This window comes from Uliginosibacterium paludis, assembly GCF_039631355.1.
Lineage (GTDB): Bacteria > Pseudomonadota > Gammaproteobacteria > Burkholderiales > Rhodocyclaceae > Uliginosibacterium > Uliginosibacterium paludis.
In genome coordinates this window covers 324,456-339,299 of record NZ_JBDIVF010000002.1, presented here as the reverse complement: position 1 = coordinate 339,299, position 14,844 = coordinate 324,456, and the positions used below count along the sequence as shown (strand labels likewise).

Here is a 14,844-nt window from a genome sequence, read left to right as displayed (position 1 = left end):
GAATCAGGTGCGAGGGCTTCCAGTCAAGGAGGCAGGGATCGACTTGGCAGGGTGCGCAATGCGCACCACCGGCTTCTGATTGCGTAGCCCGGATGCAGCAAAGCGGAATCCGGGAGCGGGCATGTGGCGAGGAATAACCCGGATTCCGGCTTCGCATTCATCCGGGCTACTTGCTGCTTTGCTGCTTGTGCAGCCTGGCTGGCTGGAGCTTTCTGATGAAGCAGGTGACGATGGAAATCAGCAGACCTGCCACCACGAAGATCTGCCACAAGGCATGTGCCGTAAAGACCGGTGCGGCGTGCATGGAACTCAGCAGCCAGAATATCGCCCAGGGAAGAAACGCCAGAAGCAGCAACAAGGCGCGATGCACATGTCGGCGCGGACCGAACCGGGCGACGCAGGCCATGAAAACGGATTCCAGCGCTGACAAGGCAAGCACAACGACAAGATCTTTGGCTGGAGAAGTGACAAGCCCGTTTCTGATCGCATAGCCGTCTGGCTGCAACACGAAATAGCTGTAAAACACGAACGCCGAAAGCCAAAGCGCAACAGGTGATGAAGCCGCGACTCGACGAAATATCGGACCGGCAGCGCTGCACTCGCGCGCTTGCAGAAAATAGACCGCAGCGACAAATCCAAGAATCAGTACAAACGCACTGAAGACAGGCATCTTTCCATGTTCCCGTGTGGCGTGAAGGATTGCCAAAAAACAGGGTGAGCTTAAACGAGGCGCACAGAAAACCCGGCCTCGCCGCAAGACGGCAAATTCTGAGGCCTGCCTTAAGACGATGGAATCAAAGGGTCAGGCAGCGCTCTGTACTGGGACATGGATTGTCTTTTGCCCCAGTGCAAACGACGCCTTCTGAATTCGACTTTCTGCAATCTCGTAGATGCAGAGCATTTCCTGAGTGCCGAGGCCCTCTTCAAAGTCTCGGGTGATCAACTCTGAGTCGGTGACGATGTTGCCGACGACGATTCGGGCCATGAGCTTGGCATGCAGGTTCGGTTCCTTGAATCTCGCGAGAAAGCGCGAACGTAATTGGTCGTGACCTTTCGCCAGCAGATCGCCGTGCAATGTGTATTGCTCGGCATCTGGTGCGTAGGTTTCAAGCAGCGCCTCGATGTCTTTGGCGTTGTAAGCATCAAGCTGCGCTTGTACGACTGAGAGAGGTGTTCTTGTAGGCATGGGTCGTTCGATGTGCTCGTGGAGACAGATTGTGCCGATTAAGGAGGGGGTAGAAAAAACCTTCACCACTGTGACGATGATTCAATACAGGGTGTCTTGAGAGCTCGATTTTCGGCCCCAAACATTCCCGACTTTTCACAGCGGGTTTTTCTAGCGCCTCAACCTGGATTCTCCCGAAGCAGTGTCGCCCCATGAAGGTTTGAGCGAAGAATCACGTCTGCCCTAGCAAAAGCTCAGGCTGCGCTGCGCCTGGCCGAGGCAAGGACTCCGGCGGCGAGCAGGAAGACTCCGCCTGTGGCTCGATTGAACAGTTGCGCGCGGCCGGGGTGTTGCAGCCAGCGCTTTGCCCGACTGCCAAGCGCTGCATAGGTGGTGAGCCAGAAGAGCTCGAACGCCACGAAGGTCGCGCAGAGCAGCAAAAGCTGCGGAAGCTGCGGACGCGCTGGATCGATGAACTGCGGAAAGAGCGCGGTGAAGAAGATCAGCGCTTTGGGATTGCTTGCCCCGACGAGGAAGCCGCGCACGAAGCTGTGAGCCTGGATGGAGCCCCCCTCATCGGTGAGCGTCAAGTTGCCGCCAGACGAGAAGAGCGAAGCAATGCCCAGGTAGGCGAGATACGCCGCGCCAGCCCACTTGAGCAGGTTGAACAGCAGTTCGGACGTAGACAGGATGGCCCCCAGACCGACCGCTGACAGCAGCATGATGCAGACGACGGCACTCGTACTGCCCAGGGCAGCAAGAACAGCCTGGCGGAAGCCGCGGTTGACGGAGGTGGAGACCGCCATCAGCACGGACGGGCCGGGCGTGACCGTGAGCACGAAGACGGCGGCGACGAAGACAAGCCAGGTATTGAGGGGCATGGGTGTTGTTCTCGGCTGCGTAACGAATGAAAGAGGCTTTTCCGTCCCCCAGCCGCGCCGGACGCCGCCTGATGGCGGCTTCATCAACACGGCGTCGAAAGGGACGTCACGAGCATTATTGTCGTCGGGATCGATCTCGCCAAGAACGTATTCGCGGGGCATGGCGTGAATGACTCAGCGCCGCAGGCCGGGAAAGCCGCATGCGCCATCTGACACCTGGCGATACAAGAAAGAGCAACCGGGCTGCTTGCGGCGAGGCCGCATTCGACCCGTTGCGGGTGTGTGGCGAATCGAAATGCGGCCATTCGTGTCGTTCAATTCACGCCATCGCCGCCAGTAATTCCCGAACGTCGGAAGGCGCTTCGCTTTTCCGACCTACGATTCGGGCACGCATTCCGGGTTACGGCCGTTGCGGCGAGGCCGCATTCGACCCAAAGGCGACGGTTAGGAGATTGATAAGCGGACGTTTGACGCTAGGGGCCGGCTGTAAAGGGTCCGGTTGTCGAACAGGTTAGCCGCCATTCTCACGCTGCGCCTCAATGGCTCGCTTGACTTGAGAGGCGATTTCACCGCTGACTCGGGATGTGACGGCAAGACTCGACTTCGACTTTTGTCAGTTTTGCGTGCTCAGCTATAGGCTGAAGTGACCGCAGATTTGGGCAAGCATAAAGATCAAGGTGTTGAAGCTCTGTCAGAGTTCCGATGCCTGCCAATGATTTGAGTTTGCGTGATGTAAGGGACAGACGTTGAAGGCCTGACAGCTTGCATAGTGAGGAAAGATCTTCGAATGGAAAATTCACGACATTCAAATATCGAAGACTTTGTGCCGAAAGCAGCGCCTCCATGCCCTTAGACCACCGGAGTAATGCTACGCGCAGCGATGGAAAGTTTTCTGCACCCAGCGTAGTTTTCGCGTTGGTTTGTAGCCCCAACACTTCAAGCATATTCAAAAAATTAAGTGGCTGGATGTCTTTGACCGCAGAGGAGTAGATCTCGACCGAGCGCAAGCTCTGAAACTGAGACAGAAATCCTAAGTCTGTATCGCGAAACCCAGCTGACTCACTCAATCGAACAGCTCTCACATCCCCGATATTCAAGCGAAACGAACACTCGGCATTCCAAGAGCCTCTGGGTATAAGGACTCGTCCAATCCCATGTTCATCATCACGAAGTTCATATGAAGCGGACATTGATTAAAACGCCTAACGTTTGAGATCAGGGGCAGCGGAGCGAAGCGAGGGAACCACCAAGCGCCAGCTTGTTGGCTGTCCCGCTCGACTGCAAAGTTAGACATCGTCTGCATTGATGAGTCCACCATACTCCTCGGAGTAGACGTACTTCCCGGTGAGAACGCCAGACACATAGGACTCAAAGTACTCGCCAAAACTCTTGGCTTTTAACTCTCGGGCCTCCATGTCGTGCCACATAGTGATGATCTGGCCAGCCGATCCTGACGCACTGGGATCAAGATCGAGACAAAGATGGTCGCCGCCGCCGTTGTGAGTGAACGGAATCCACTTTGAATTCCACCAGTCGCTCTTAATTCCTTCATCAGGCTCAGAGGAAATGTCTTTGAAATCTCCTCCGTCCAACAGATCCTTCCAGACAAACCATTGGCTATAGATTTCCTCGCACGACAAGAACTCCATGCCATCAAACACTGACGAAAACCCGTTTTGGCCGTTATGAACTTTGAGGCAAGCAACGAAATCGGCCGGGAGCTTTGCTTCGAGCTGTGACTCAAGCTGAGCAATCTGTTCGTCAGACGCTGGTGGATTCAAACAGGAGAGGCCCTCGGGCCAATTCTGTGCAAGCCACTGCTCAAACTTTTGCCAAGTATGTTCCATCGGAAATTCCTTGTTTGTCTAACGTGGAGCTAAGGGGCGGAGCCACGCAGTGGCGGAGTCCCACTTGAGCGGCGGGTTAGGTTGCGTATGGATCCAGCAAGAATTGAAATTATGGATGCCAACCATGTGTAGTAACCAAGACCCATAGAGTAGATAGCCCCTTCACCTCCGCCCTCATTAATTGCTATCTTCTTCAGGAAATATACTGACAGAGCGAAAAGAAATGCTGCAACAAAAAACTGAAAAGCGCGTGAGAAGCGTTTCTTCGCATAAAACAACATTCCGATAGCCCAGAGTGGATTTGAAAGCCAAGCAAACACTCCTTGAAACACCCCGATCCAACCTAGAATTAAAACTAAAAAGCCGGGCCAAAGGTCGTTGCCGGAAGAAAACTTGAACCACACCTCATCTTCAGAGAAACGAAACGCTGGCATAGCCAAAGACAGAGCGAACAGGACGATGCTCGACACCGCAAAAAAATCAGGAGATAAAGCGGTGATGAACTTACGCATTAGTAGCAACCTAACTATAAATTTGGACAGCAATTTTGCTGTATAACTCCGGGCGCTGCTGGATAACATCCCGGCTAGGAAACTGGGTAAAACCGCTTCCTCCCTATCTTTCCGGCGAGTAGGAGCGGTTTTCTACCCGAGTAAACGCCGACGAAAAGCAGCAGCTGACCTGCATGGTACAAAAGATCTGAGTGACTGCTTTGCATTCGGCGGTTGTCTGTCTGCTTCTGGCCGGAAGCAGCCGACAACGTTGTCGCCACACAAGGCATCAAACTACGCCTTCATCCTGACTCCTTCCTATGACGAAAATCACAAATGCGCGGCGCTGATTGAAAAACGCTCCGCCTGCTGCGTGCATTCCACAATTCCGAAAGGCATTCATTGAAATACTGGCGGAATGCGGGCAGAAGATTTAAGTCACCCAATCCAACCCCTCGCCATCACGCCGCGCCCGGCTCTGCGAATCGGCTTATTCCGGCGCGGCAAATCCCGTCGTGGCGTCGGCCAGCGCACGCAGGCTCGGCCAGTGCATCTTGAAGAGGGGAATGCGGCCGCCGCCGGGGGCGTCCCATTGTTCGGTGCCGGCCATGCGGGCGCCGAAGCGGGTGTAGAAGGCCTGGGCGGCGAGGTTGCCTTGCAGCACGAACAGGAACATGCCGCGATCCGGCGCGCTGGCGAGGCTGCTGGTCGCTGCGGCATGGAGCAGGGCGCGGCCGTAGCCCTGGCGCTGGGCCGAGGCCATGACGTGGAGGTTGTTGAGGAAGGCGCCGAGGGCCGGGGCGTGATCGCCGAAGACGCAGCAGAAGCCGGTGGCCCCCGCTTCGTTGCCGCTGAGGAAGACCTGCTGACTCGGCTCCGGCTGCGCCAGGCGTGCTTCCCAGAATTCACGTCGGTTCGACACCACGTCGGTGTCGAGGAATTCATCACTCAGCGCGCCCCGGTAGGCCAGCCGCCAGCTGGCGGCATGCAGTTCGCCGAGCACGGCGGCATCGGTCTGAAGGGCCTGACGGATCCACATGGCAGCTCCCGGGAAGGAGGGGGAAGTTTGATGATGACGGAATATCCGGGCGGGCGGGAAGGCCGTCGTTGCGGAGGCGGCCTTGCCGCCGGCCCGAAGCCTGAGGGCGCAGCGCCTACAATCGCGCTTTCGCTTTCCGGATTCTGCCGACATGACCGACACCCCCAGCGCCGCCCCTAAAAAGAAGAAGGGCCCTTCCAAGGCGGAAACGGCGCTGCTGCCGCCTTTCCCCGTTCTCACCTTGGCGCAGGTGGTGGTGCCCGCCACGGCGGAGGGCTTCGCGGCGGCGGCTGCCGAGATTCTGGCGGCGGGCGTGGCCGGTTTCGATACCGAATCGAAGCCAACCTTCCGGCCGGGCGAAGTCAGTGACGGGCCGCATGTGTTCCAGTTCGCGATCGATCGCAAGGCCTTCCTGTTCCAGACCTGCCACGCGGCCTGCCATGAGGTGCTGCGCGAGCTGCTGGCGTCTGCCGCGCTGCAGAAAGTGGGCTTCGGCCTCAAGTCAGACCGCAGCCAGACGCGCAGCAAGCTGGGCGTGCAGCCCGCCGCGCTGCTGGACCTCGACAGCGTGTTCCGCCAGGAGGGTTACAGCGGCGACATGGGCGTGCGTGCCGCGGTGGGCCTGGTGCTGGGCCAGCGCTTTCACAAGTCGCACAAGGTCACGACTTCCAACTGGTCGCTGCTGGAGCTCTCACCCCAGCAGAAGCTTTATGCGGCCAACGATGCCTGGGCCGCGCTGGCGGTGTGGCAGGCGCTGCGCGCGCCGGGGGCGGCCGGCCGCGGCTGACTTGGGGCAAGCCCGTACAGGCCCGAAGGTACGTTCAAGCGGCGCAAGGCTCCGTCGTTAGGTTCTGGACACGCCCTGTTGCGGGCAGCCCAACCGTCGGAGGAATCATGAAAGCCCTGGCCATCGCGACTACCGCCTTGCTCGCCCTTTTTCCGGCTGCCCATGCGGCCGAATCCTATGCCTCCGCGAAGGAGGCCGAAGCGATGGTCGCCAAGGTGTCGGCCGCCATCAAGGCCAACCGGGCGGCCACGCTCGACGAGATCACCGCCAAGGCGCCGAAGTGGATCGACCGCGATCTCTATCCGGTGGTCTATGACATGACCGGCAAGGTGTTGGCCCACGGGCAGAACAACAAGATGGTCGGCAAGGATCTGCTCGATTTCCGGGATCCGGACGGCAAGTTCTTCGTGCGCGAGCGCGTCGAGCTGGCGAAGAGCAAGGGCAAGTTCTGGCAGGACTATGCCTTCACCGATCCGATCAGCAAGAAGGTGCTGCCGAAGCAGGCCTATTGCGAGCGGCTGGGCGAAGACATCGTGTGCGCAGGCGTCTACAAGCGCTGAGCCCGCTCCGGATCGCCGGCACGGGTTTTTCTTCAGGCTGACCAGGACCAGATCATGCGGATCATTCACCGGATGCTCGCTGCGCCCCTGCTGTGCGTGGTGCTGATGCTCGCGCTCGGCGCCACCGGCGTGTATTCGATCAACTCGATGCACGGTGCCTTGCGTGAGCTTTTCGAGCAGCGCTTCAGCCAGGTGCTGCTGGTCAAGGGGCTGGAATCCTCGCTGCTGCAGACGCATGCTGACGCCTACAGCCTCTTCACCGCGCTCGACGGCATGCCGGCAGACCGTGTCAGCGCCCGCATCGCCGCGATCGACAATGCGCTGGTGCGGCTGGACGGACAGGTGCAGGCGCTGCGCGCGTCAGACACCTTTCCGGAAGCGGACCGCGCCACGCTCGGCCAGGTCGCCGAAGCGCTGGCGAGCTATCGCAAGGCAGTGAGTACCGCACTCGACATGGCCACGGTCGATCCGGCCATGGGTCGATCCGGCATGCAGACGGCGGACGACCTCTTCCGCCAGATCGCCTCCGGCGTGGCCGAGGCCCTGCAGGCCCAGACCGATTCCGCCCGCGAGCGCTATGAGGCGGCCGACAGCGATTCGAAACGCGCGCTGACCTTCTCCGGCCTGATCCTGGTGGTCTCGCTGGTGCTCGCGGTGTGCACCAGCATCTTCATGGCGCGCCGGATTGCCCGCCCGATGGCGGAAGCGGTCAGGGTTGCGGCGCGGGTGGCCGACGGTGACCTCACGCTGCGGATCGCGCCCCGCTCGAAGGATGAAGTCGGCCAGCTGCTGGCCGCACTCTCGCGCATGCAGGAAGGCTTGCGCGGCGTGATCGCGGAAGTGCAGGCCGGTGCCCGCGAAGTGGAAACCGCGTCGCACTCGATGAGTGAGATGGCCTCCGGCGTGGCCGACAGCGTCAGACTGCAGGGCGAATCGCTGGAGCACATCTCCGAAATGGTGGCCGGGCTCAGCCTGGGCGTGCAGAGCGCGGCCGAGCGCACCGAGGCGGTGGTGCGCGTGGCGCACGAAACCTCGCAGACAGCCAGTGCCGGGCGTGACCAGGTGCTGCGCGCGTCTAGCGAGGTTCGCAAGATCGTGAGCACGGTCGACGACACCGCCAGCTCGATGACCCGGCTGGTGAGCAGTGCGGAAGAAATCAGCGGGTTTGCCAATGTCATACACGAGATTGCCGACCAGACCAATCTGCTCGCGCTCAATGCCGCCATCGAGGCGGCGCGGGCCGGCGAGCAGGGGCGGGGCTTCGCGGTGGTGGCCGATGAAGTGCGCAAGCTCGCCGAGAAGACCTCGGCGGCGACCGCGCAGATCCAGCAGATGATCGAGCATGTGCAGCAGCAGGCGCTGCAGGCGGCAGGCGGCATGGAAACCGCGCGCAGCCATGTGGAGTCCGGCGCGGCGGAAGTCGAAAGCCTGCGCGAGCCGCTTTGCCGGCTCGATGAGGGCGCGCTGCAGTCCCTCGCCAATCTGCAGGAGCTCAACGAGGTGGCGCGCCAGCAGAGTTATGCGTCGAACGATATCGCGCAGCGGGTCGAGGAAATCAATCGCGGCAGCACCGCCAACTCGACCGCTGTCGGCCGGGGGCGCGAGGCGGCAGACGAACTGGAGCGCCTGGCCCAGGGGCTGCTCGATACCGTCCAGCGCTTCCGCTGCTGAGCAGGGCGCCTGACGGCAGGCTTGCAGGGGCTGGCCCGGTGCGGGCCATGAAGGCATCATGACCAGCCCATTCACCGCACCGCAAGGCGAACCGACCCATGAGTGACACCACTTGCCCGCCCGTGCCCCGCATCGGGGTGGGCGTGATCCTGATGCGCGCCGGCCGCGTTCTGCTCGGTGAGCGAAGCGGTGCGCATGGCGCCGGCAGCTGGGCCTTGCCCGGCGGCCATCTGGAGTTCGGCGAGGGCGTGGAAGACTGTGCCCGCCGCGAAACCCTGGAGGAAACCGGCCTCACGCTGCTGAATCTGCGTCGTGGCCCGTGGAGCAATGACATCTTCGAAGCCGAAGGTCGCCACTATGTGACGCTCTTCATGCTGGCGGACGCCGGCCCCGGCGAGCCGCAACGGCTGGAGCCCGCAAAGTGCCGCGGCTGGCAGTGGCATGAATGGTCCGCCCTGCCGCAACCGCTCTTTGCGCCGCTGGCCACGCTGGTTGCGAGCGGTTTCAGGCCGGCGTGATGCGCCCGCGCGGCGTCGGCCGCGCCGCGGAATTCACGCTTGTTTGCACCCGCCCGCATGCGGCCGGATGGATATTCGCTGATACCCCCGCACGCCGTGCGACAGGCCCGGGCCTGCGCCCGGCCGTGTTTCAAACCATGCAAGGAAAACAGGGATGAAAAACCTCAAGCTTTCTCAGGCACTGCTGACCGTGCTGCTGTGCGCGGCCTCATTCCAGGGCAAGGCCCTGGAGCTCGTCTCGCCCGATGTGCAGGGCCGGGAGCATGTGGCCGTGCGCACCGTCGAGCGCATTGCCGATCTGGTCCGCACCCGCAGCCGCGGCATGCTCGACATCAAGGTCTGGCCCAACAGCGTGGCCGGCAGCGAGCTCGACACCCTGCGCGGGCTGCAGAACGGCACGATCGCGATGACCCGCGTCAGCCTGGCTGTGCTGGAGCCCTTCTCGAAGACCGCCACCTTTGCCAGCCTGCCCTATCTGCTGCGCTCCGAGTCGCACATGTGGAAAGTGCTCACCGGCAGTTTCGGCCTGCAGCTCGAGAAGGAACTCGAAGCCAACGGCCTCGTCGGCCTGAGCTACATGGCGACCTCGCCGCGCAACTTCATCTGCCACAAGCCGATCCATGACATTGCCGACTTCCGTGGTCGCAGCATCGGCGGGCTGGGCACGCCGGTGCTGCGTGCGCTGATCACGGAGCTGGGCGCCACGCCGGTGAGCCTGGGCGACGCCGAGCTGGGCGAAGCCTTCCGCAGCGGCAAGGTCGACTGCACGGCCGACGAGACGGTGAACTTCCTCAGTGTGGCGAAGGAGGTGAAAGGCGTTTACCTGATCCAGGACGAGCATGTGCGCGTGCCGAACATGCTGGTGATGTCGCGCAAGGTGTGGCTGGGCCTGACGGCCGAGCAGCAGGCGCTGCTGCGCGATACGGCCCGCGAAGTCACCCGCCAGCAGTCCGGCGAGTGGAGCCGGCGTGAGGCCGAGTCGATCGCCGCGGCCCGCCGCCGCGGGCTCAACGTGATCGCGCGCGAGGACATGGCCAGCAGCGCCATCGAGGAAGCAGCGGTGAAGATCTATCCGCGCTTCGTGACCCGTCCGGAAGACCTCGATGCGGTGCTGAAAATCGTCGGCACGCATTGAGCCCGCAGGGGTGTGACCGCCCGGGCGGCCCGGGTTATCCTTGGCCGCTCCGTCCTTCATCCCTGCGTCATGCAACCCGATCTTGCCGCCCTCTTCAGCCGCCTGGGAATCTGCCCCGTCCGGCATGAGCATGAAGCCGTGTTCACCTGCGAAGCCGCGGCTGCGCTCGATATCGCGATGGATGGCCTGCCCACCAAGAACCTGTTCCTGAAGGATCGCAAGGGCCGGCGGCACTTTCTGGTGGTGATGCATGACGCGCAGCGGCTCGATCTCAAATGGCTGGCCGGCGCGCTGGATACCGACAGCCTGAGCTTCGCCTCAGCCGAGCGCCTGGACCGGCATCTGGCCAGCACGCCCGGCTCGGTCTCGCTGCTGGACATCCTGTGTGACCGCGCCCAGGCGGTCGAGCTGGTGATCGACGCCACGCTGTGGCAGGGTGAGGCGCTGCAATGCCATCCCTACACCAACACCGCGACCCTGGTGATGGCACTGGCAGACGTCCGCCGGCTGCTGGACGATGCCGGGCGCAGCGTGCGGGTCATCGAGTTTCCCGCCTGAATCGGGCATTGCCGCGCCCGCGCCGGGCACGCCGCCTTTGCCACAAACCGCCACACACCGCCCGCCTGCGCTTCCCTAGACTCGCCTGATCTTCCGGCACGCCCGCCCGCATCGCCTGCGGCGCAAGCGGCGGCCCTTGTTCCACCGCACAGGCATGACAGGCGCACCATGGATCCGCACACCCGGCTCAGCAAGAGCGAAGTTCTCAAACTCGTGACCCGACTTCAGCAGGAAACCGAGCGCGGCGATCTGAGCGCCGGGCGGCGCGGCATCCTCGGGTTGCTGTTCGGCGCAGCGGCTGCCGGTGTCGTGGCGCTGGGCAAGCTGCCGGCGCTGCTGGCCCTGCGCACGCTGGTCGTGCACGGCGTCATGGCGGCGACCCCTGTCGGCTGGGCCGGCGCCGCGGCGGCCAGCGGTGTGGTCGCCTGGGGCGCGTCACGCTGGTGTGATCCGGGCAGCGCACGCGGCATGGCCCGTCAGCTGGTCGAGGCGCGTCGCCGTCGCGCCACACCGCCCGCGAGCGTTTTCGAGGGGTCGGCGATCCGCAGCGATTTCTTTCACTGCCTGCGCGCGCTGCTGGAAGCGGATGCGATTGCGCCGGCTAATGCCTTCGGCTTCGTCCGCGCCGTCGAATCGGGCCTGATGCCGGTGGATCAGGCCCATGGCATGGTGCTGAGCCGGCTGTACGCGCACGAGGTCTGAGCCGGCGCGGGCTGCAATTTTTTCCAAGCCAGGCGCGGCGGCGGCAGGCAGCATGGGGGCGTCGAGTTGCCCCCCGCCCCGCCATGATTGAAGCCCTGTCCGTTGTCACCCTCTGCACCCTGGCCGCGATCAGCCCCGGCGCCGATTTCGCGATGGTCACGCGCAACAGCCTGCTGCGCTCGCGTCGTGCCGGCGTGCTCACCGCACTGGGCATCGCGCTGGCCCTGCTGCTGCATGTGAGTTACACGCTCGCCGGCATCGGTCTGCTGATCGCGCATTCGCCGCTGCTGTTCAACCTGATCCGCTATGCCGGTGCGGCCTATCTGGTCTGCCTCGGCGTGAAGATGCTGCGCAGCACGCCCGGTGCCGTGAGCGGTGACGCACCAGCGGCCGCGCTGAGCGATTTCGCCGCGCTGCGCACCGGCTTCCTGAGCAATCTGCTCAATCCCAAGGCGCCGCTCTTTACCGTGGCGCTCTTCACCCAGGTGATCGGCCCGGCCACGCCGCTGCCCGCGCAGCTGGCCGCTGGCGCCTTCCTGTCGTTGATCCATCTGCTCTGGTTTTCGCTGGTGGCCTGCGTGTTTTCTTCGGAGCCTGCCCAGCGCGTCTTCGGCCGCTCCCGCGTGATCCTGGAGCGAAGCCTCGGCGTGCTGCTGGCCGCTTTCGGCCTGGGGCTGGCGGTGATGGCGCAGCCGGTCTGAGTCCGCCCCGCCTGCCCGAAAGTTCAGGCGGCGGTGCCGCGGCGTAGAATGGCCGCGCCGGTTCGCCGGCAAGAGCACGTCTTCAGGGCGGGGTGAAATTCCCCACCGGCGGTAGGGCCCCACGGGGCCGAGCCCGCGAGCGCCTGTCATGCGACAGGGTCAGCAGATCCGGTGAGATGCCGGAGCCGACGGTTACAGTCCGGATGAGAGAAGACCTGCCAGCACCCTTGCCTGCCCTGGTTCGCGCCAGCGCAGGCGTTCGCGCTTGGCCTGGCCATCAGCCCTGAAACGTTTTTCGCCCACTTTCCGCGAGAGCGTTTCAATCATGCAACTGACACAAGACCTTCCCCTCGATACCCCCTTTGCGGCCCGCCTCGCGCGTGCGCTGCAGGATCTGCGCCGGGGGCATCCGGTCATCCTGATGGATGACTTTGACCGCGAGAACGAAGCCGACCTCATCATGGCGGCGGAAAACATCGACACCGCCGCGATGGCCCGGCTGATCCGCGATTGCAGCGGCATCGTCTGCCTCTGCCTGACCGATGCCGACATCGAGCGCCTGCAGCTGGCACCCATGGTGCGGCAGAACGAAAGCCGCTTCGGCACCGCCTTCACCGTGTCGATCGAGGCACGCCGCGGGGTGAGCACCGGCGTCTCGGCGGCCGATCGCGTCACCACCATCCGCGCAGCCCTCGAAGGGCCGGCGGAGGCCATCGTGAGCCCCGGCCATGTCTTCCCGCTGCGCGCACAGCCCGGCGGCGTGCTGACCCGGCGCGGCCACACCGAAGGCTCGGTCGATCTGGTGCGCCTGGCAGGCCTCGCGCCGGCGGCCGTGCTGTGCGAACTGATGAATCCGGACGGCAGCATGGCGCGCGGTGAAGACATCACCGGCTACGCCGCGGCGCATGACATGGTGATCCTCACGATCGCCGAGCTGGCCACGCATCTGGCAGGTTGAGCCCGGCTGGCGCGGCACGCTTACCAGCGGGCCGCGTCTTCCGGCACCAGCGAGAACACCAGCGCGTCATGCGCCTGGCCGCCGAGCCAGACCCGGTTGCGGGCCAGGCATTCGCGCTGCGCGCCCACCGCTTCCGCGACCCGGATGCTGGCGGCATTGCCGGGGAGCGCCACGATCTCGAGCCGGGTGAGCCCGAGCTCGCTGAAGCCGAAGCGCGCCATTTCGCGCGCGGCGAACCGGGCCACGCCCCGTTTCGTGCAGGGCGTGCTCACCCAGTAGCCGATGTTGCCGGTGCGATGCGCCGGATCGATGCGATTGATGCCGGTGCCGCCGATTACGGCGCCGGTGCCGGCATCGAAGATCCCGAACAGGCGATCCTTGCCCTCCTGCCAGACCTTGCAGGTGTGATCGATCCAGGCCTGCGCATCCGCCAGCGCGTAGTCCGCTTTCCACCAGGGCATCCATCTGGCCAGCGCCTCCGGGGAGGCCTGCACGGCCGCGAGGAATGAAGGGGCGTCGGTGTCGACGAAGCGGCGGATGACCGGTCGGAATGCGGAAGTCATGGCGGGTCCTGTGCGCTGGAGCAGGCGGCGGGAATGATTCCGTCATGCTGAACGGCCTGGCGTCGCAATTCAAGCCAGTCCGGATGTGACAAAACGCTACACACCTTGCGGGAGGTGGGTGCTTGAATGAAGACGCCGGATCGCTGCGCGCTGCAACACCGGCCCTGTCTTTTCCCCGTCCTGATTCTCATGCAAGTCTTCGATTTTCCCCTTGCCGAAGCCCGGCTGGAGCTCGCGCTGCTCCAGGCCGAAGCGAATGTCACGTGCAGTGCGGATTTCTATCTCTGGCTGCGTGGCAGCGGTCTGCCCGCCGAGGTTTCCGCCCGCCTGTTCAGCCTGGCCGAATGCAGCTGCCAGGTGGAAGGGCGGGCGGTGGCGCTTGGCAAGATCGTCGCCATCAAGCTGGCGGAATTCGTTCGCGCCCATCCCGACCTGCCGGGTTTCACCGCGCTCGTCGCAGCGGTGTCCTGTCTGGTGCGGCGCCTGCCGGTGGCCGCTGCGCTGCTGCAGCCGCTCATGCAGACGCTCGCGGATGCGACCGCCGGACATGCCTCGCCTGCCGGTGAAGCGACGCCTGAACTGCTCGCCGGCCGCTTCTTCCAGCCCCTGATCGACCTGCTCAACACGCTCTGCCCGCATCCGGTCGCGAGCGTCTGAGCCGTGCGGGCCGCCCGGGCCGGCTGACATGAAAAGTTCATTGGTCTGATCCGGGGGCGGGCGCTTAGTATCCGGGCCTCTGTCGTGCTCCGCTCCCGCAAATGCCCACTCCAGCGCCCGTTTCCAGGCCGCTGCCGCCGCCGCGCAAGACCGCTGCCGGGGCGGAGGCCCTGGCCCGCCGTGACCCCCGTTTCAATGCTGTCCAGCGTCGCCTGCTGATCCTGATCGATGGTCGGCGCGATGCGCTCATCCTGCAGGGACTGTTGCCGGATGCCGATGTGCCGGCGGAGCTTGAGCGGCTTGCCGGGGCAGGGCTGATCGATTCAGGGGCGGATGCGCCACCGTCGGTTGTGCCGCCCGTGCCGGTGGAGGAGGCCGTGGCGAGCCTGCCCGGTAACTGGCCCGAGATCCGGGCGTGGATGAGCGAGCAGGCGCGCAGCAGCCTCGGTGTGCTGGCCGTGCCGCTGCTTGCGCGGCTCGAGGGGGTGGCTGATGCCGGTGCCATGCGCAGCGCGATATCGCAATGGCATCTCGCCGTGCGTGGCTCCCGGCTCGGTCAGGCGCTGGCGGATGACGGGCTGGCCCGCATCCATGAAATGCTGGGCGCCTGA

The 14,844-nt window shown here is 63.7% G+C and carries 19 protein-coding genes and 1 riboswitch; of the genes, 11 read left to right on the top strand and 8 right to left on the bottom strand.

Translation table 11 applies throughout. The annotated features are described in order from the left end of the window. Window positions 1-166: 166 nt before the first annotated feature. From ABDB87_RS06565 to ABDB87_RS06535, 7 genes are all read right to left on the bottom strand, one after another. Window positions 167-670 (bottom strand): hypothetical protein, encoded by a 504-nt coding sequence (locus tag ABDB87_RS06565; RefSeq protein WP_345925235.1) that lies wholly within the window; start codon window positions 668-670, stop codon window positions 167-169. A gap of 132 nt (window positions 671-802) precedes the next feature. Then, window positions 803-1,186 (bottom strand): nuclear transport factor 2 family protein, encoded by a 384-nt coding sequence (locus ABDB87_RS06560; protein WP_345925233.1) that lies wholly within the window; start codon window positions 1,184-1,186, stop codon window positions 803-805. A gap of 233 nt (window positions 1,187-1,419) precedes the next feature. Beyond that, window positions 1,420-2,208: a LysE family translocator gene (locus tag ABDB87_RS06555; protein ID WP_345925231.1), complete on the bottom strand. Its 789-nt coding sequence runs from the start codon at window positions 2,206-2,208 to the stop codon at window positions 1,420-1,422. Between the two features lie 404 nt (window positions 2,209-2,612). Further along, window positions 2,613-3,236: a leucine-rich repeat domain-containing protein gene (locus tag ABDB87_RS06550; protein WP_345925229.1), complete on the bottom strand. Its 624-nt coding sequence runs from the start codon at window positions 3,234-3,236 to the stop codon at window positions 2,613-2,615. A 96-nt stretch (window positions 3,237-3,332) separates the two neighbouring features. Beyond that, a complete protein-coding gene (locus tag ABDB87_RS06545) occupies window positions 3,333-3,893 on the bottom strand; it encodes an SMI1/KNR4 family protein (RefSeq protein WP_345925227.1) in 561 nt (186 codons plus the stop codon). Window positions 3,894-3,922: 29 nt separating this feature from the next. Next, entirely contained in the window at window positions 3,923-4,405 is a 483-nt protein-coding gene (locus tag ABDB87_RS06540) for a hypothetical protein (protein ID WP_345925226.1), read from the bottom strand. Window positions 4,406-4,874: 469 nt separating this feature from the next. Next, window positions 4,875-5,423 (bottom strand): GNAT family N-acetyltransferase, encoded by a 549-nt coding sequence (locus ABDB87_RS06535; protein WP_345925225.1) that lies wholly within the window; start codon window positions 5,421-5,423, stop codon window positions 4,875-4,877. A gap of 151 nt (window positions 5,424-5,574) precedes the next feature. Between ABDB87_RS06535 and ABDB87_RS06530 the strand changes: the two genes are divergently transcribed. The 9 genes from ABDB87_RS06530 (at window position 5,575) to ribB (ending at window position 13,013) form a co-directional block, all read left to right on the top strand. After that, window positions 5,575-6,210 carry a 3'-5' exonuclease gene (locus tag ABDB87_RS06530; RefSeq protein WP_345925224.1) on the top strand — a complete coding sequence of 212 codons (636 nt, stop codon included), beginning with the start codon at window positions 5,575-5,577 and terminating at the stop codon, window positions 6,208-6,210. A 107-nt stretch (window positions 6,211-6,317) separates the two neighbouring features. Then, a complete protein-coding gene (locus tag ABDB87_RS06525; protein WP_345925222.1) occupies window positions 6,318-6,770 on the top strand; it encodes a cache domain-containing protein in 453 nt (150 codons plus the stop codon). A gap of 54 nt (window positions 6,771-6,824) precedes the next feature. Next, window positions 6,825-8,441 carry a methyl-accepting chemotaxis protein gene (locus tag ABDB87_RS06520; RefSeq protein ID WP_345925220.1) on the top strand — a complete coding sequence of 539 codons (1,617 nt, stop codon included), beginning with the start codon at window positions 6,825-6,827 and terminating at the stop codon, window positions 8,439-8,441. A gap of 98 nt (window positions 8,442-8,539) precedes the next feature. Continuing rightward, entirely contained in the window at window positions 8,540-8,959 is a 420-nt protein-coding gene (locus ABDB87_RS06515; RefSeq protein ID WP_345925218.1) for a nucleotide triphosphate diphosphatase NUDT15, read from the top strand. 154 nt (window positions 8,960-9,113) lie between these two features. Further along, window positions 9,114-10,094 (top strand): TRAP transporter substrate-binding protein, encoded by a 981-nt coding sequence (locus tag ABDB87_RS06510; RefSeq protein WP_345925216.1) that lies wholly within the window; start codon window positions 9,114-9,116, stop codon window positions 10,092-10,094. A gap of 69 nt (window positions 10,095-10,163) precedes the next feature. Continuing rightward, complete coding sequence (locus ABDB87_RS06505) at window positions 10,164-10,652, top strand: prolyl-tRNA synthetase associated domain-containing protein (RefSeq protein WP_345925214.1); 489 nt, start codon at window positions 10,164-10,166, stop codon at window positions 10,650-10,652. 168 nt (window positions 10,653-10,820) lie between these two features. Continuing rightward, the gene (locus tag ABDB87_RS06500; RefSeq protein WP_345925211.1) at window positions 10,821-11,354 is read left to right on the top strand and encodes a hypothetical protein; all 534 of its coding nucleotides are present in this window, start codon (window positions 10,821-10,823) and stop codon (window positions 11,352-11,354) included. An 83-nt stretch (window positions 11,355-11,437) separates the two neighbouring features. After that, complete coding sequence (locus ABDB87_RS06495) at window positions 11,438-12,055, top strand: LysE family transporter (RefSeq protein ID WP_345925208.1); 618 nt, start codon at window positions 11,438-11,440, stop codon at window positions 12,053-12,055. Window positions 12,056-12,129: 74 nt separating this feature from the next. After that, a riboswitch (FMN riboswitch) is annotated at window positions 12,130-12,274 on the top strand. Between the two features lie 106 nt (window positions 12,275-12,380). After that, a complete protein-coding gene (gene ribB, locus ABDB87_RS06490; RefSeq protein ID WP_345925206.1) occupies window positions 12,381-13,013 on the top strand; it encodes a 3,4-dihydroxy-2-butanone-4-phosphate synthase in 633 nt (210 codons plus the stop codon). 20 nt (window positions 13,014-13,033) lie between these two features. Here the strand turns inward: ribB and ABDB87_RS06485 are convergent, their stop codons facing one another. Further along, complete coding sequence (locus tag ABDB87_RS06485) at window positions 13,034-13,576, bottom strand: GNAT family N-acetyltransferase (protein ID WP_345925204.1); 543 nt, start codon at window positions 13,574-13,576, stop codon at window positions 13,034-13,036. Between the two features lie 189 nt (window positions 13,577-13,765). Between ABDB87_RS06485 and ABDB87_RS06480 the strand changes: the two genes are divergently transcribed. After that, the gene (locus ABDB87_RS06480) at window positions 13,766-14,233 is read left to right on the top strand and encodes a hypothetical protein (RefSeq protein ID WP_345925202.1); all 468 of its coding nucleotides are present in this window, start codon (window positions 13,766-13,768) and stop codon (window positions 14,231-14,233) included. A gap of 101 nt (window positions 14,234-14,334) precedes the next feature. Next, complete coding sequence (locus ABDB87_RS06475; protein WP_345925200.1) at window positions 14,335-14,844, top strand: hypothetical protein; 510 nt, start codon at window positions 14,335-14,337, stop codon at window positions 14,842-14,844.

Coding starts and splice junctions, on each gene's coding strand:
- ABDB87_RS06565 (WP_345925235.1), bottom strand. CDS start 670: ATGCCTGTCTTCAGTGCGTTTGTACTGATTCTTGGATTTGTCGCTGCG.
- ABDB87_RS06560 (WP_345925233.1), bottom strand. CDS start 1,186: ATGCCTACAAGAACACCTCTCTCAGTCGTACAAGCGCAGCTTGATGCT.
- ABDB87_RS06555 (WP_345925231.1), bottom strand. CDS start 2,208: ATGCCCCGCGAATACGTTCTTGGCGAGATCGATCCCGACGACAATAAT.
- ABDB87_RS06550 (WP_345925229.1), bottom strand. CDS start 3,236: ATGTCCGCTTCATATGAACTTCGTGATGATGAACATGGGATTGGACGA.
- ABDB87_RS06545 (WP_345925227.1), bottom strand. CDS start 3,893: ATGGAACATACTTGGCAAAAGTTTGAGCAGTGGCTTGCACAGAATTGG.
- ABDB87_RS06540 (WP_345925226.1), bottom strand. CDS start 4,405: ATGCGTAAGTTCATCACCGCTTTATCTCCTGATTTTTTTGCGGTGTCG.
- ABDB87_RS06535 (WP_345925225.1), bottom strand. CDS start 5,423: ATGTGGATCCGTCAGGCCCTTCAGACCGATGCCGCCGTGCTCGGCGAA.
- ABDB87_RS06530 (WP_345925224.1), top strand. CDS start 5,575: ATGACCGACACCCCCAGCGCCGCCCCTAAAAAGAAGAAGGGCCCTTCC.
- ABDB87_RS06525 (WP_345925222.1), top strand. CDS start 6,318: ATGAAAGCCCTGGCCATCGCGACTACCGCCTTGCTCGCCCTTTTTCCG.
- ABDB87_RS06520 (WP_345925220.1), top strand. CDS start 6,825: ATGCGGATCATTCACCGGATGCTCGCTGCGCCCCTGCTGTGCGTGGTG.
- ABDB87_RS06515 (WP_345925218.1), top strand. CDS start 8,540: ATGAGTGACACCACTTGCCCGCCCGTGCCCCGCATCGGGGTGGGCGTG.
- ABDB87_RS06510 (WP_345925216.1), top strand. CDS start 9,114: ATGAAAAACCTCAAGCTTTCTCAGGCACTGCTGACCGTGCTGCTGTGC.
- ABDB87_RS06505 (WP_345925214.1), top strand. CDS start 10,164: ATGCAACCCGATCTTGCCGCCCTCTTCAGCCGCCTGGGAATCTGCCCC.
- ABDB87_RS06500 (WP_345925211.1), top strand. CDS start 10,821: ATGGATCCGCACACCCGGCTCAGCAAGAGCGAAGTTCTCAAACTCGTG.
- ABDB87_RS06495 (WP_345925208.1), top strand. CDS start 11,438: ATGATTGAAGCCCTGTCCGTTGTCACCCTCTGCACCCTGGCCGCGATC.
- ribB (WP_345925206.1), top strand. CDS start 12,381: ATGCAACTGACACAAGACCTTCCCCTCGATACCCCCTTTGCGGCCCGC.
- ABDB87_RS06485 (WP_345925204.1), bottom strand. CDS start 13,576: ATGACTTCCGCATTCCGACCGGTCATCCGCCGCTTCGTCGACACCGAC.
- ABDB87_RS06480 (WP_345925202.1), top strand. CDS start 13,766: ATGCAAGTCTTCGATTTTCCCCTTGCCGAAGCCCGGCTGGAGCTCGCG.
- ABDB87_RS06475 (WP_345925200.1), top strand. CDS start 14,335: ATGCCCACTCCAGCGCCCGTTTCCAGGCCGCTGCCGCCGCCGCGCAAG.